General features: G+C 58.6%; 11 protein-coding genes. 2 read left to right on the top strand and 9 right to left on the bottom strand.

All coding sequences use genetic code 11. The features are described from left to right. The first annotated feature begins 78 nt into the window (after positions 1-78). Positions 79-1,083 carry an HTH-type transcriptional regulator GalR gene (galR, locus tag C8D90_RS20175; RefSeq protein WP_115460266.1) on the top strand — a complete coding sequence of 335 codons (1,005 nt, stop codon included), beginning with the start codon at positions 79-81 and terminating at the stop codon, positions 1,081-1,083. A 59-nt stretch (positions 1,084-1,142) separates the two neighbouring features. Here galR and hypE read toward each other — a convergent pair whose 3' ends face one another. The 7 genes from hypE to hydN all read right to left on the bottom strand — a co-directional run bounded on the left by hypE (position 1,143) and on the right by hydN (position 8,091). Further along, the gene (gene hypE / locus C8D90_RS20180) at positions 1,143-2,171 is read right to left on the bottom strand and encodes a hydrogenase expression/formation protein HypE (RefSeq protein ID WP_115460267.1); all 1,029 of its coding nucleotides are present in this window, start codon (positions 2,169-2,171) and stop codon (positions 1,143-1,145) included. Continuing rightward, the gene (hypD, locus tag C8D90_RS20185) at positions 2,168-3,286 is read right to left on the bottom strand and encodes a hydrogenase formation protein HypD (protein ID WP_115460268.1); all 1,119 of its coding nucleotides are present in this window, start codon (positions 3,284-3,286) and stop codon (positions 2,168-2,170) included. The genes hypE and hypD overlap by 4 nt, the downstream gene beginning before the upstream one ends. Then, entirely contained in the window at positions 3,273-3,563 is a 291-nt protein-coding gene (hybG, locus tag C8D90_RS20190) for a hydrogenase maturation factor HybG (RefSeq protein WP_115460269.1), read from the bottom strand. The genes hypD and hybG overlap by 14 nt, the downstream gene beginning before the upstream one ends. After that, positions 3,554-4,609 (bottom strand): hydrogenase nickel incorporation protein HypB, encoded by a 1,056-nt coding sequence (gene hypB, locus C8D90_RS20195; RefSeq protein ID WP_115460270.1) that lies wholly within the window; start codon positions 4,607-4,609, stop codon positions 3,554-3,556. The genes hybG and hypB overlap by 10 nt, the downstream gene beginning before the upstream one ends. A 22-nt stretch (positions 4,610-4,631) precedes the next feature. Beyond that, positions 4,632-4,973 (bottom strand): hydrogenase maturation nickel metallochaperone HypA, encoded by a 342-nt coding sequence (hypA, locus tag C8D90_RS20200; RefSeq protein ID WP_115460271.1) that lies wholly within the window; start codon positions 4,971-4,973, stop codon positions 4,632-4,634. A gap of 53 nt (positions 4,974-5,026) precedes the next feature. Then, on the bottom strand, positions 5,027-7,366 hold the full coding sequence (gene hypF / locus C8D90_RS20205) for a carbamoyltransferase HypF (protein ID WP_162844435.1): 2,340 nt from the start codon (positions 7,364-7,366) through the stop codon (positions 5,027-5,029). A gap of 182 nt (positions 7,367-7,548) precedes the next feature. After that, positions 7,549-8,091, bottom strand: coding sequence for an electron transport protein HydN (hydN, locus tag C8D90_RS20210; protein WP_115460273.1), 543 nt, complete (start codon positions 8,089-8,091; stop codon positions 7,549-7,551). Positions 8,092-8,564: 473 nt separating this feature from the next. Here hydN and C8D90_RS20215 point away from each other — a divergent pair, with 473 nt between their 5' ends. After that, on the top strand, positions 8,565-10,559 hold the full coding sequence (locus C8D90_RS20215) for a sigma 54-interacting transcriptional regulator (protein WP_115460274.1): 1,995 nt from the start codon (positions 8,565-8,567) through the stop codon (positions 10,557-10,559). Between the two features lie 614 nt (positions 10,560-11,173). Here C8D90_RS20215 and C8D90_RS20225 read toward each other — a convergent pair. After that, positions 11,174-11,509: a DUF596 domain-containing protein gene (locus tag C8D90_RS20225; protein WP_115460276.1), complete on the bottom strand. Its 336-nt coding sequence runs from the start codon at positions 11,507-11,509 to the stop codon at positions 11,174-11,176. A 3-nt stretch (positions 11,510-11,512) separates the two neighbouring features. Continuing rightward, positions 11,513-14,070 (bottom strand): hemagglutinin repeat-containing protein (locus C8D90_RS20230; RefSeq protein WP_196238525.1); only part of this gene is annotated, 2,558 nt, incomplete at its 5' end.

The raw sequence follows: 14,070 nt of genomic DNA on the forward strand, positions 1-14,070 counted from the left end.
GAAAGGTTGCAGCGTCCGGTAATTTCCGCAACACTGGAGCGATGTAACCGTTTACCCTTCTTCATTCCGGATATTCACATGGCTACCATAAAGGATGTTGCCAGGCTTGCGGGCGTATCTGTAGCCACGGTCTCCCGCGTTATTAACAATTCACCGAAAGCCAGCGACAGCTCGCGCACAGCGGTGCTTGACGCCATGGAGCAACTGCAATATCACCCCAATGCCAACGCCAGAGCCCTGGCTCAGCAGTCTACTGAAACGATTGGCCTGATCGTCTCCGACGTCTCCGATCCTTTTTTCGGCGCGATGGTTAAAGCCGTCGAGCAGGTCGCTTACGCAACCGGCAATTTCTTATTGATCGGCAACGGCTATCACGACGATCACAAAGAACGTCAGGCCATTGAACAACTTATCCGCCACCGCTGCGCGGCGCTGGTGGTACATGCCAAAATGATCCCCGATCAGGAACTGACGCAGCTGATGCGGCAGATTCCCGGCATGGTGTTGATTAACCGCACGCTGCCGGAATTCGCCAATCGCTGCGTGGCGCTGGACGATCGCTACGGCGGCTGGCTGGCGACGCGCCACCTGATTCAGCAAGGGCACCGGCGCATTGGCTACATCTGCTCGACCCACCCGATCTCCGACGCCAGCGATCGCCTGCAGGGCTACCTTGACGCCATGAAAGAACACGATATTCCGGTGGATGAGCGGATGATTGCCTACGGCAGCCCGGATGAAGTCGGCGGGGAGCTGGCAATGACCGAGCTGCTCGGACGCGGCAAAAACCTGACCGCCGTCGCCTGCTATAACGACCCGATGGCGGCGGGCGCCCTCTCCGTGCTGAGTGACAACAGCATTGACGTACCGGGGCAGGTTTCCCTGATTGGCTTCGATGACGTATTGATTTCCCGTTACCTGCGCCCGCGCCTGACCACCATCCGTTACCCGGTGGTCGCCATGGCGACGCAGGCTGCCGAGCTGGCGCTGGCATTAGCCGCACAGCAACCGCTGCCGGACATTACCAATATGTTCAGCCCGACGCTGGTCTGCCGGCATTCGGTGACGCCGCCGAGAGGATAATGCAGAAGAAAAAACGCCGGTAAACAGACCGGCGTTTTTTTAAGAGATTGAAGAGACGATCAGCAGATCCGCGGCAACGGCTCGCTGTGCGGTAAATCCAGCAAACGCGAGGTGCCGAAGATCCCGTTCAGCCTTACGGAGGCCCGCTCAGTGACGCTGCCAATCGTGACCGCATCCCGCCCCAGCGGATGAGAATGCAGGCTGTCGAGCACCGCCTGTTCCGCTTCCGGCGCAACGGCAATCACCAGCTTACCTTCATTCGCAAAGTTCAGCGGTTCCAGCCCCAGCAATTCACAGACGCCGCGCACCACCTCTTTCACCGGCAATGATTGCTCTGAAATTTCCACACCAAAACCGCTGCCCTGCGCAAACTCATGCAGAATCGCCGTAACGCCGCCGCGCGTCGCGTCACGCAACGCCCTGACGCCCGGAATGTCTCTCAGCGGCGCGATCAGCGGCGTCAGTACGGCGCAGTCGCTGCTCAGCCCGGCTTCAAGCCCCAGCTGTTCACGCAGGTTGAGGATGGTGGCGCCATGGTCGCCCAGCGTACCGCTGACAATCAGACGATCGCCGGGACGGATCTGGCTGACGCCCCACGCCAGGCCGGCCGGAATAGCGCCAATACCCGCGGTGTTGATGAACACTTTGTCCGCCGCGCCGCGCTGCACCACCTTGGTGTCTCCGGTAACGATCTGCACCCCGGCGGCACGGGCTGTTTCCGCCATGCTGCGCACGATGCGTTCCAAATCGGTCAGCGGCAGCCCCTCTTCCAGAATAAAGCCGCATGACAGGTACAGCGGCTGCGCCCCGCCGACCGCGACGTCGTTCACGGTGCCGCATACCGCCAGTTTGCCGATATCGCCGCCGGGGAAGAAAATGGGATCAATCACGTAGCTGTCAGTGCTGAAAGCCAGGCGATCGCCGGCCCGCGCCAGTGTCTCAACCGGAAGACGCGCCTGATCTTCACGCTCATCCAGCGCCGGGTTGCTGAACAACGGCAGAAACAGCGAATCCAGCAGCTCCTGCATCGCCCTCCCGCCGCTGCCGTGCGCCATGGTAATCACCGCTTCATTCATCGCATTACTCATGCATTCATTCCCCGCCGGTATTGATAGAACGCCGCACAGGCTCCTTCGGATGACACCATCAGGGCGCCGAAGGCATTCTGCGGATTACAGCCCGCATCGAATAAGGGGCAATCCGCCGGTTTGCAGCGGCCGGTCAGTACCTCGCCGCAGCGCGCGCGCGGATCGTCAGCCACTTTTTGCGCCTGCGGGTTAAAACGCAGCTCAGCATCAAACCCGGCGTAAGCCGGAGCCAGCGCCACGCCGGAATGCGCAATCTCTCCCAGCCCCCGCCACTCACTGCTGTCGCGGGTAACGAAAACCTCCGCCAACGCCTTCTGGGCCAGACGGTTGCCTTCATCCGGCACGATGCGCCGGTACTGGTTTTCGACCTCGCAGCGCCCTTCGGCGAGCTGCGCAATCAGCATGTCGAGCGCCAGGAGGATATCCAGCGGTTCGAAACCGGTAATCACCAGCGGCTTATGGAACTCGTCGCAAATAAAGCGGTAGGGTTCAGCGCCAATCACCATGCTGACGTGTCCCGGCGCCAGAAAACCATCGATACGTACATCCGGCTGCTCCAGCAGGCTGCGCAGCGTCGGCGTAATGGTAATGTGCTGGCAGAACACGCTGAAGTTTTCCACGTTCAGCGCCTTGGCCTGCTGAAGCGTCACGGCGGTGCTGGGCATGGTGGTTTCAAACCCCAGGCCAAAAAACACCACCTGTTTATCCGGCGTCTGGCGCGCCAGCGTCAGGGCATCCATCGGCGAATACACGATACGCACGTCCGCGCCCGTGCGTTTGGCATCGAGCAGGGAACCATTGCGACCCGGCACCCGCATGGCGTCGCCGAATGTACAAAAAATGACGTCCTGATGGCGGGCGATTTCAGTACAGGCGTCAATACGGCCCATCGGCAGTACGCATACCGGGCAACCCGGACCGTGTACGAACTCAATTTCCGGCGGCAGCAGTTGATCGATACCGAATTTAAAAATCGCGTGGGTATGCCCGCCACACACTTCCATCAGTTGCAGGGGCAAACGCCGCCCTTCCGGCAGGCTTTTTACTCTGGCATGAATACGTTTAACCAACGCCCTGGCCAGCGCCGGGTCGCGGAACTCATCAACGTACTGCATCACCGTCGCTCCCGCCGCGCAAAAACGCCTGCACGTCTTCTTCAACCTCGCCCATCGCCGTCAGCGCCGCCATCGTTTCCTGCGCCTCCTCCTCGCTCAGGATGCTCATCGCAAAACCGACATGCACCAGAACCCATTTGCCCAGCATGTCTTTGGTTTCGCCCTCGCAGATCAGGGCAATATTCACATCACGCCGTACACCGCAGACGTCAACCTGCGCCATCTGATGAATGTCGTCGCCGACCTGAACCACTTTTCCCGGTACGCCTAAGCACATAATTCCGACTCCAACCACGACAGCCACGCGTCCATGCCTTCGCCGCCGGTAGCGGAAAGACGGATCACCTTGATCTGCGGGTTAATGCGCTGCGCGTTGGCGATACAGGCATCCACGTCAAAATTCAGATAAGGCAGCAAATCAATCTTGTTAATGATCATCAGCGAAGAAGCCGCAAACATATGCGGATACTTCAGGGGCTTATCTTCCCCTTCCGTCACCGACAGTACGGCAATCTTGTGACGTTCGCCCAGGTCAAACCCCGCGGGGCAAACCAGGTTGCCCACGTTTTCGATAAACAGCAGGCTGTTGTCCTGCGGTGCGAGGCGGTGCATGGCATCATGTACCATCTGGGCGTCCAGGTGGCAGCCTTTACCGGTATTCACCTGAATGGCGGGCACGCCGGTCGCGCGGATACGTTCCGCATCGTTGGTGGTTTGCTGGTCGCCTTCAATCACCGCACAGGCATGTTTGGCGGAAATACGTTTCAGCGTTTCGGTCAGCAGCGTGGTTTTGCCCGAACCCGGGCTGGAGACCAGATTCAGCGCCAGAATATGCTGCTTTTCGAAGTGCTCGCGGTTATGCGCCGCAATCTGGTTGTTCTTGCTCAGCACGTCCTGTTCAATCTGCACCATGCGGCGCTGCGTCATACCGGGCGCGTGCCCACCCGCTTCGCCCTGGCCGTAGTCCAGGTCGTTATTCCGGCGCTGCGGCGCAAAAATAACTTTAGGGCGAAATTCGTGCCCGTGCTGATGATCGTGGCTGTGATGATGCCCGTGCTCATGAGAATGCTCATGCCCATGATGATGTGCGTGGGAATGCCCGGCTTCTTCGCGTTCCGCCTCAGGCGCGCCATGATAGTGATGATGATGCACGTCGCCACTGTGGTGGTAGTGGTGATGAACAACGATCGTTTGCGGTTGCCCGTGATGATGTTCATGAGGGTGCGCATGCGGATGATCGTGATGATGAGAATGGGCGTGATCGTGATGATCGTCGCCTTCAATGCGCTGTTCCCCGGCCGCGCAGCCACAGGTTGTACACATAATTCGACTCCCGGGTGAATGGTTACTCTATTTCTATTTGTTTAATCTGCATGTCATCACCGCCATCGACACGCAGATTACGGCTGCCGCAGTTCGGGCAGCCCGCATCATGGCGTTCAACGGAGATCGCCGAGCTGCAATCCCAGCACCAGGCTCTGGCCGGTATCGTGCTGATATGCAACCGGCAACCCTCAGCCAGCGTATCGCGGCAGACAATATCAAAACTGAAGCTCAGTGCATCAGCCTCAATACAGGACAACGCGCCGATTTCCAGCCAGACCGCGGTCACGCGCCGCGCGCGATTCTCACGGGCATAACGCTCGATGATTTCCAGCGCGCTTTGACACAATGAGATTTCATGCATGTTTGGTTTCCTGTGGTAGCGCCGGTCACGGCATTACCCGTAAAAAAAGTGAGCTAACTTGTACCATTATCGGCGCTATCTTGTATCGGCGACGCGCCGTCTTTGCGATCCTTCTCGCACTCAATCCAGCGCGCCGCCGCGATTACCGCCTGCCCCAGCGCCAACCCGCCGTCGCCGGCCGGTAAAGCGCAGGGGAAAAGCAGGGTGAAATCCGCCAATTCCCGCTGCAACCGGCAACGCAGCAAGCGGTTATGCCAGACGCCGCCGGACAACACCACCGTACGCTCATGCGCCGCGGCGTGAAAGCGGATCAGCGCGGCAATGCCCGCCGCCAGCGCGTGATGGAAAGCCCGCGCCCGGCGCGCCGGCGCGGCGCGAAAATCCAGCCATTGCCGCCAGAACATCGCCATTTCCAGCGCCCCTTCCCCGTTCACGCTCATCGTGACGGGAAATTCTTCATCACCGCTTTGCCAGGCCAGCGCCTCCAGGCCGCAGGCGGCCTCGCCTTCCCAGCTTTGCCGCTGCGCGCTGATCCCCAGCGCCGCGGCAACCGCATCGAACAAACGCCCGGCGGAAGAAATCTGCGGGCTGTTAATCCCCCGCTCCACCGCTTTCGCCAGCGGTTGCCACGTATTCTGCAAAATGGAAAATGCCTCCGGGCGCTGCTGCCAGTCAGGTACGAAGCGCAGCATCTGCGCCAACAGGTTGCGCCACGGCTGACGCGCCGCGGCGTCTGCGCCGGGCAGAGCCACAGCCGGTAAACCGCCGAGGCGCCGGACGCTGCGGTAGTCCGCACGCAGGCATTCGCCGCCCCACAGCTCTCCGTTTTCGCCATAGCCGATGCCGTCCAGCGCCATGCCCAGCACGGGCGGCGCATCCAAAGGAATGCCGTACTCCGCCATGCAGGCCGCCAGATGCGCGTGATGGTGCAGGACGGTGTGACAGGGAACGCCTTCGCGGCGCGCACGCTCCTGCGTCAACCGGTGAGTCACATAACCGGGATGCGCATCGCACACCCATTGTTCCGGCGTGAAATCATAAATCTGACGGAACAGCGCCCAGGTGGCGTCGTACTGCCGTAACACCCGTTCATCGGCGACATCGCCCAAATGCTGGCTCAGCACGGCGCGGTTTCCGCGCAGCAGGCAAAACGTATTTTTCAAATCTCCGCCGGCGGCGGCGATAGCCGGCAGGTTGTTAAAACCGGGGGGAAGATCGATGGCGTCCGGAACGTAGCCCCGCGCACGCCGCAACACTTCGGCCCCGTCAGGCAGGCAGCGCACCACGGAATCATCGGCACGCTGCAAGATCTCGCGGTTATGCAGCAGCCAGAGATCGGCAATCTCACGCAGATCCGCCAGCGCCTGCTCGTCGCTGAGCGCCGGCGGCAGTCCGCTGGTGTTGCCCGAGGTCATAACCAGCGGACGTTGCATCTTTTGCACCAGCAAATGATGCAGGGGGTTGGAAGGCAGCATTACGCCGACTTCGTCCAACCCCGGCGCTAACCCGGCCGGCACCTGCTCTGAAGCGGCGATCAGCACCACCGGCGCCGCCGGGCTTTTCAGTAACGCCACGATGTCCGGCGTGACCGGCGCTCTGGCGTAAACGGCAAGCCAGCGCTCATCCGGCAGCAAAACAGCCAGCGGCTTCGCGGGGCGGTGTTTGCGCTCGCGTAAGCGACTTACCGTATCCGGATTCTGGGCATCGCAAACAAGATGAAAACCGCCAATCCCTTTCACCGCAACAATTCCGCCGCCCAGCAACGTTTCAACAATCTGCGCCCAGGCAGCTTCCCCATAGGCTGCGTCTTCTCCGTCCCGCCGGCAGCTCATAATCTGCGGACCACAGTCCGGGCAGGCGACCGGCTGGGCATGGAAGCGACGGTCCGCCGGATCGCGGTACTCCCGCGCACAGCGCTCACACAAGGGAAATACCGACATTGAAGTGAAAGGGCGGTCATAAGGCATAGCGCGAATAATGGTGAAACGCGGCCCACAGTGCGTACAGTTGATAAAAGGATAAGCATAGCGGCGGTCGCTGCGCGTCGCCATTTCTTGCAGGCAGGCCGGACAGGTCGCCGCGTCCGGCACGATTTGGGTGTCCATTTTACCCTGGCCGCTGTGGACGATAAGAAAATCATCCGGCAGTTCACCACCGTGCCAGAGCTGTTCATCAATACTGTCGATCCGGGCCAGCGGCGGGCACTCATGCCGCAGCAATGCGCAAAAGGCGCTTACGTCCGCGGGCAGGCGCAACGCCACCAGCACGCCTTGCGCATCATTGCTGACTTCCCCCTGCAACCCCAGGCGCCGGGCCAATTGCCAGACGAAGGGACGAAACCCTACGCCCTGCACCTTGCCCTTAATCCGCAGTGCAATTGCCTGATGCCCCAAAGATAACTCCTGAACCAAAACGACAGATGGCACCAGCCGGCGCCCGTTATGGTAATTATTATCGGAAATTTTCCGGGCCGTAACTTTGACGTGAGGCAGAATGTCGGTCAAATAACGACAAATGCCCTGAAGCATGCGGATTGATGTGAATCACAAACGACTCACATCAACCGGCAAAAGGATCAGAACAACAGATCCGCGGCGGTGTCCAGCGCGGCGCGGCGGCGTTTCTCCTGAATCATGCTCTGCATCGCGCGCGGGTCAACGCAGCGCAGGGCTTCCGTCGGGCACACCTCGACGCAGGCGGGACCGCCGTCGCGGGTATGGCACAGGTCGCATTTATTGGCCTCCGCTTTGGTGGCCGACACCGCCAGCGCGCCGTCTCCACGGGGCAATGCCCGGTTAACCACTTCCATCGTGCCGTACGGGCAGGCCACCACACAGGTTTTGCAGCCGATGCATTTTTCCTGCGAAACATAAATGAAGTCATCCCGGCGGCTGATGGCGCCGTTAGGGCAGACGTTGGCGCAAGGCGCGTCTTCACACTGCCGGCAAACCACGGCGGTGCTGACGTTGTACCCCTTTATCACATGAATGCGCGGCGAGAAATTGCCCACGTCCAGCGAATCAAGATCGCCGTCGGGATGGTGGGCCATAACGCATGCGACTTCGCAGGTACGGCAGCCTATACATTTCTTCGGATCCGCGATGATGAACCGGTTCATCATTTCACTCCTGATTCTTTATTATTAACAGATCAAGCCAAGCCTGATCTTCGCTCACATTGTTTGGTAATATTGCTTGGTCATTTTCTGGCTATAACGCTGTCTGTAAAACATAAAGCACACTTTGTGCCAGTTTTAGCTGTTCGCTGTAAATCCGGGAGTTCGCCCCTTCCCGTGCCATGCCCGTCTCCGCTGACGCTGCTCATATCGACAGTTTCGACACTAATGACGACACGGATGCCTTGCTTTACGTCGTTAAAATTCTACCCGCCCCCTGCCGGACGCGTTTTGATCGGGACGCGGTTAACTCACATTAACCGCCGGACGTCGCAAAATGATACTGGCGTGATAAAGAAAAACAGGACGTTGCCATAGGGCTTTTGCCCATAAATTGACGTGACAAGAATCGGAAACACCGGTTCAGATCAAATTTCACCAGTTGATTTATATTATCCTGACCAGGATGTATTACTATGCAGGCAAATTTCAGGCCGCAGTACGCTACGATGACGTTACCCAATCTTTCGCCCGATATCAGTAACGAGAATATCAGCCAGGATCTGCTGATACAGGCTGCCGCTTCCCTGCAACGGCAACCCGACATCCCGTCGCTGCTGTCCGCACTTGCCGCCTTTTTCCCCCCGCTTTCTCCGTGCCATAGCATTGAGATGCATCTGCCCGGTCATGGCATATGGCGCTATGACCGCCAAAACGGCCAAAGCCACTTCGGCGACTATGCAGACATCACGCCCGGCAACGGACACGTTGTTTCGCTGACGGCGGTGATTCAGGGGAAGTTGTATTTTATCCATGACCATGGCAGCAGATTCACCGCGTGGGAGCACCATTTTTTAGACGCGATTTCCCAACTGGCCGACGGCGTACTGACGCAACTTCTCCGGCAGCAGGCGCTGCGCCATCAGCGCGATCATTTCCGCATTCTGGTTGATGTCACAAACTCCGTTTTGTCTCATCTGGAAATGGATGCCCTGGTCGCCGAAGTCGCCAAAGAGATTCACCGTTTTTTCGGTATTCATTACATCAGCATGGCCCTACGTAACCGCGGCAAGCAGCCGGATTTCGACGTCTACGCCAGCTACTATGCGCCGGGCGAAGCAGCACGCCATGAGCAGAAAAAACTGCCGCTGAAAGGCTCCGCGGTCGAACAAACGCTCAACGATAATCAGCCCATGCTGCTTAACCTTTCCGGAGATACCGGTGCGCCTGAATTCCTGTGTGGTGAGCTGAAAGATAAAAGCCTGAGCGCCGTCTGCCTGCTGCCGCTGGCGTTCAACCACAAGCCGATCGGCGTCCTGATTCTGGCTCACGAGCGGGATGCGCCCTTTCAGGGCGATAACCTCCCCCTGCTGCGCCAAATCGCGGCACGTATCGGGATTGCGGTGGACAACGCCGATGCTTACGGCCAGATCACCCGCCTGAAAGACAGCCTGAAGCATGAAAATATTTGGTTGAACGCGCAAATCCAGAACAACGGCAACCTCAGCGATATCCTCTGCCAAAGCGAGGCGATGCGCACGGTACTGGAGCAGGTAGAAATGGTCGCCGCCAGCGACAGTACGGTGCTGATCCTCGGTGAAACCGGCACCGGTAAAGAGCTGATCGCCAGGGCGATCCATAAACTCAGCCCACGCGGTAAAGGCCCGATGATCAAAATGAACTGCGCCGCCGTACCTTCGGGCCTGTTGGAAAGCGATCTGTTCGGGCACGACAAAGGCGCATTCACCGGCGCGACCACCGCCCATGCCGGACGTTTCGAAATGGCCGAAGGCGGCTCGTTGTTCCTGGACGAAATCGGCGATATGCCGCTGGAACTGCAACCTAAGCTGCTGCGCGTTTTGCAGGAGCGGGAAATCGAACGTCTGGGCAGCAACACCGTCATCCCGGTAGACGTACGCCTGATCGCCGCCACCAACCGCGATCTGAAGCAAATGGCCGCAGACCGCGAATTCCGCAGCGATCTTTACTACCGGCTGAATGTTTTCCCCATTCTGATCCCGCCGCTGCGCGAGCGGCCGGAAGACATTCCGCTGCTGGCAAAATTCTTCACCCAGAAAATCGCCCGCCGGATGAACCGCACGATCGACAGCATTCCCAGCGCTGCCCTGCGTCAGCTAAGCCAATACCCCTGGCCGGGCAACGTGCGGGAGTTGGAAAACGTCATCGAACGCGCCGTTATTCTGACACGTGGTTCGACGCTGAATATTCAGTTGCATGAGCTGCAATCCGCCGCTCCCGTAGCGGAGCCGGAAATCGTTGCTGAGAAGAAAAGCCATGAACTGCCGCCACCGGAAACCGACGACGAGGAACGGCAGCGTATCATTCAGGCGTTGCGCGAAACGAACGGTATCGTGGCGGGGCCGCGCGGCGCAGCGGTGAAGCTGGGGCTGAAGCGGACGACGCTGTTGTCAAGAATGCAGCGGTTGGGGATTTCTGTCCGGGAGTTGTGAGGGGAAGTTGGCGGGCTGTACCGGGGAGCCGGTTGCTGTGGACGCCAGGCATGAGGGATGGGGGAATATAGAATTACGGGCTGGCTCCTCAGGGAACATTCTCAGTATGGTGGAAGATCTCTAAAAGTGAATGGTTCGGTTTCGTGGGGTACTTACATTTACACATGTCCTGTTTAAAGAGGGGAGGTCAGCCACAACACTGAACAGAAAATATGAAGCTCTATTGGGTGGAGGTCAGTGGCTGAAGGGCTACCCGGCAGACTGGTTGTCACGGAGGGGCGTTATAGAGATAAGCTACCGCCATGATGCGGATTTTCCGGAGCTGAAGTTACGCGGCTCGCAGCTGGCGCAGAACGGCTTTGTGGCAGGAACGCCGGTTAAGATCCAGCTAGCACATCAGATGATTTGGGTAACATCGGTTCCCGATGAGCAGCTATGACTGGAACTTTGCCACAGCGAAGATCTGGCGCTGGCTGTTGACGCAGTTCGTGACGACGGCGCGCTGTATCTGGCCGGCACGTGGCTAGCTGCTGCACCGGGGATGATCCGGGTCCGTTTGGCTGAAGGCTGGCATTAACGGACAGAAGTTCGGTTATTCTGACCGAGCTGTTTAGTTAAGTCCACTCCAGAGAGCCATCCTCAAGCACCCAGACGGCCCCGCCGGGACATTCCTCATCAAAGAACCAGATACCGTCTTCCATCTCGGCTTCCGTTTTGGGGAACGTCTGCCGGAAGCGTTCTAACTGTTCATCCACGCTTCCTTCAAGGAACTTGCCATGTTTGGCGAGTCTGATACGTCCCTCTTTCAAAAGACGTTCAAGCAGCCAAAAAAAGTATTTAGTCCTAGCATCATATTCATTTACGAAAGTCTCTGTTGACCACCAACCAACTTGAAGATTGCGCCCCTCCAAGGCCTCGCATAAATCGTCAAAGTTATCCTCATTCAACATAAGTCACCTAAACTTAATTTCCACGCCAGTCTTATACTTGTTAGCTACATCACCTAATTGATTATTACCTTTGATATCAACAGTCCACCTCGCTCCTGTTTGAACTTCTGAAGTTGAAACACTACGTAATGTCACTGTTGTTCCGTCACCAAGTTTAGCGGTGTAAATACCTGGCCTCACCTGCTGAAGCGGCGTATTACCCGTTAACTCCTGCACATAGTTATAAATCTGCTTGTCAGTTAGGTTCTGGCTCTCAAAGATCTTTGTCGTGCCGTAACGACTGGCACCCTCGCCTTGACGGATTGTCTGCCCATCGATCGTCAATTCCTGAGCTGAATGCCCCTTGTCATAGATCTTTGTCAGTTCATTAAATCGATTCTGCTGCTGATACTCGGCCAGTTCCTTATTTCTGGCGTTTTGTTCATCATCAGGCTCCCAATCCGGCGGCGTTGAGTTTGTTCCGCCATCGCCGGCAATTTCCTTCGCGGTTTCATCCTGACCGAGATTCGGATTATGCGTGTTTTCTTCCCGTGATTTAGTGGGATCCGAACCGTCATCCGTATCCCAGGCTTCATTACCTCCTGCCCCATTTACACCGGTATTAGAACCCGCTACCGGTGGTGGAACAGGAATTGGGATAACAACTGCGTTATTGCTCGCCGCATTATTTCCTGCCTGCGCTCCGGCCACCACATTCGCCGTACTGTTTCCGGCTACCCCCCCGGCCAGCCCGCCAGCTATTGTCGCCAGCCCGACGATCGTCTGCTTCTCCCTCTCCGTCAACATCTCTGCCGTCTTGCCCGGATAGTACGCCTTCATGATCGCCAGTGCGGCCAGCTCACCGCCGACCGCACCTGCGGCTCCGGATGCAGTACGATTGCCCTGCAGTTCGGCGATGATCCCACCGACCACCGCATGCGCCATCGCGCTCGCCGCCGGGTTATCGTTCCCCAGTTGTTTCTTGATTTCCGCCGCCAGATAAGGCGCACTGGCACCGGCCAACACTTTACCAATATCCCCACCGGCAAGGCCCGTCAGGATACCGGTCACCGCCTGCGCCGCCTTTTGTAGATCGCTGCCGGTGCCATACTGCTGCATTACCGTAGCATTAACCTGGTCTGATATTTGCTTCGGCGTTGGGTCTTTAATTCCTTGCGAGACCAGCAGATCTTTCGCGGCCTGTTGCGCTTTCGGATCATTCTGCGCTTTGCTGGCCGCTATCTCACCCTGCGTGCGAATCACATCCCCAACCTGCGCCCCTATCTCCCCGATTAGCTGAATCTCCTTCAGCCGGTTCTGCTCCTTCTCTTTATCAAAGATAGGCGCAATGCTGCCGTTCGCATTCTCCGGGTCTCGGCTCAGGTCCGCGATGTCCTGCTTCTGATTCGCTTCATCACGAATCACCACGCTACCGCCAGACACCGCCGACTGCGTGGTGCCTGAGGCATGCCCTTCATTGTTCCCGCCAATCGACGCCAGGTTGCCCGCGTTGCCAAGCGCACTACCTAAAATACCGCTACCGGTGCTAAAACTGCCGCCCTGGTGCTCCGTCTTGAAGTCCGCCTGGTTATGGATGTTATCAAAACCCAGCGTACCGGTATCCAGCCGGTTCTTACTCTCATCCGCCGTGCTCGCTATCACCGCGCCGTCAAGCTGGGTATGCTTGCCGACCGTGATATCAAAACCGCCCTCGCCGGCGTAAATCCCCGTCTGCTCCTGCACCGAGTCATAGTTGCTGTGCAGTTTGTCACGGCTGCCCGACAGTTGCAGACCACCACCTAGCCCCGACCCTATCGGCACCGAGACACCACCCGACACACTGCTCTGCGTCGAGTCATAGTAATCGCTGTCCTGCTGGCTGGAAAGCGTCAGGTCACGGCCGACGTCCGCCACCACCTTCTCGCCGCTCACCTGCGCGCCGGCCAGCGTCGTGTCGCGCCCGCTGATGATGCTCACCGTCTTGCCGCTGTCGACCGTCGTCTCCGTCCACTGCGTACCGTTGCCCTTCTCCGAGCCTTTGCTCTTGTTGGCGTTGGCTGATACCGCAACGTTGGTTTCCTGTCCGAAGGAAACATCCACCCCCACGCCGAAGCCGCTGCTGCTGTTCTTGCCCGTCGTCTCCTGCGTATTCGCCGCGCCCGCCAGCAGCACGTCGCGCTCTGCGCTAAGCGTGGTGTCGCCGTCGGCTTTCAGCTGACTGCCGCCAATCAGGATATCCCCGTTAGTGGCGCCGCTGCCTTTGCCCGTCGCGGTCACGGAGAGGTTATTCCCCGCCGACAGCGTCGAACCGCTCACCGTATCTGACTGATGATGCGACTCCGACGACGACTTCTGGCTGCCCAGCGACGCGCCAATGCCCACCGTGCTCTTTAAATCTTCGCCTTTCGCATCCGCCAGCGCCACCGCCTGCCCCGCCTGCACGCCCGAGAGCGCCGCCTTGGTGCCGGTCAGCGCCGCCAGACGCCCGTCGCTCTGCTTCTTCGCATCCTGCTCCGTGCTCACCGCCGTGTTCAGCGCACTGCCCGCCGCACCCGACAACGCGACCGTCAGCCCGGAGGTCT

The sequence above is a fragment of the Enterobacillus tribolii genome, assembly GCF_003363015.1.
Lineage (GTDB): Bacteria > Pseudomonadota > Gammaproteobacteria > Enterobacterales > Enterobacteriaceae > Enterobacillus > Enterobacillus tribolii.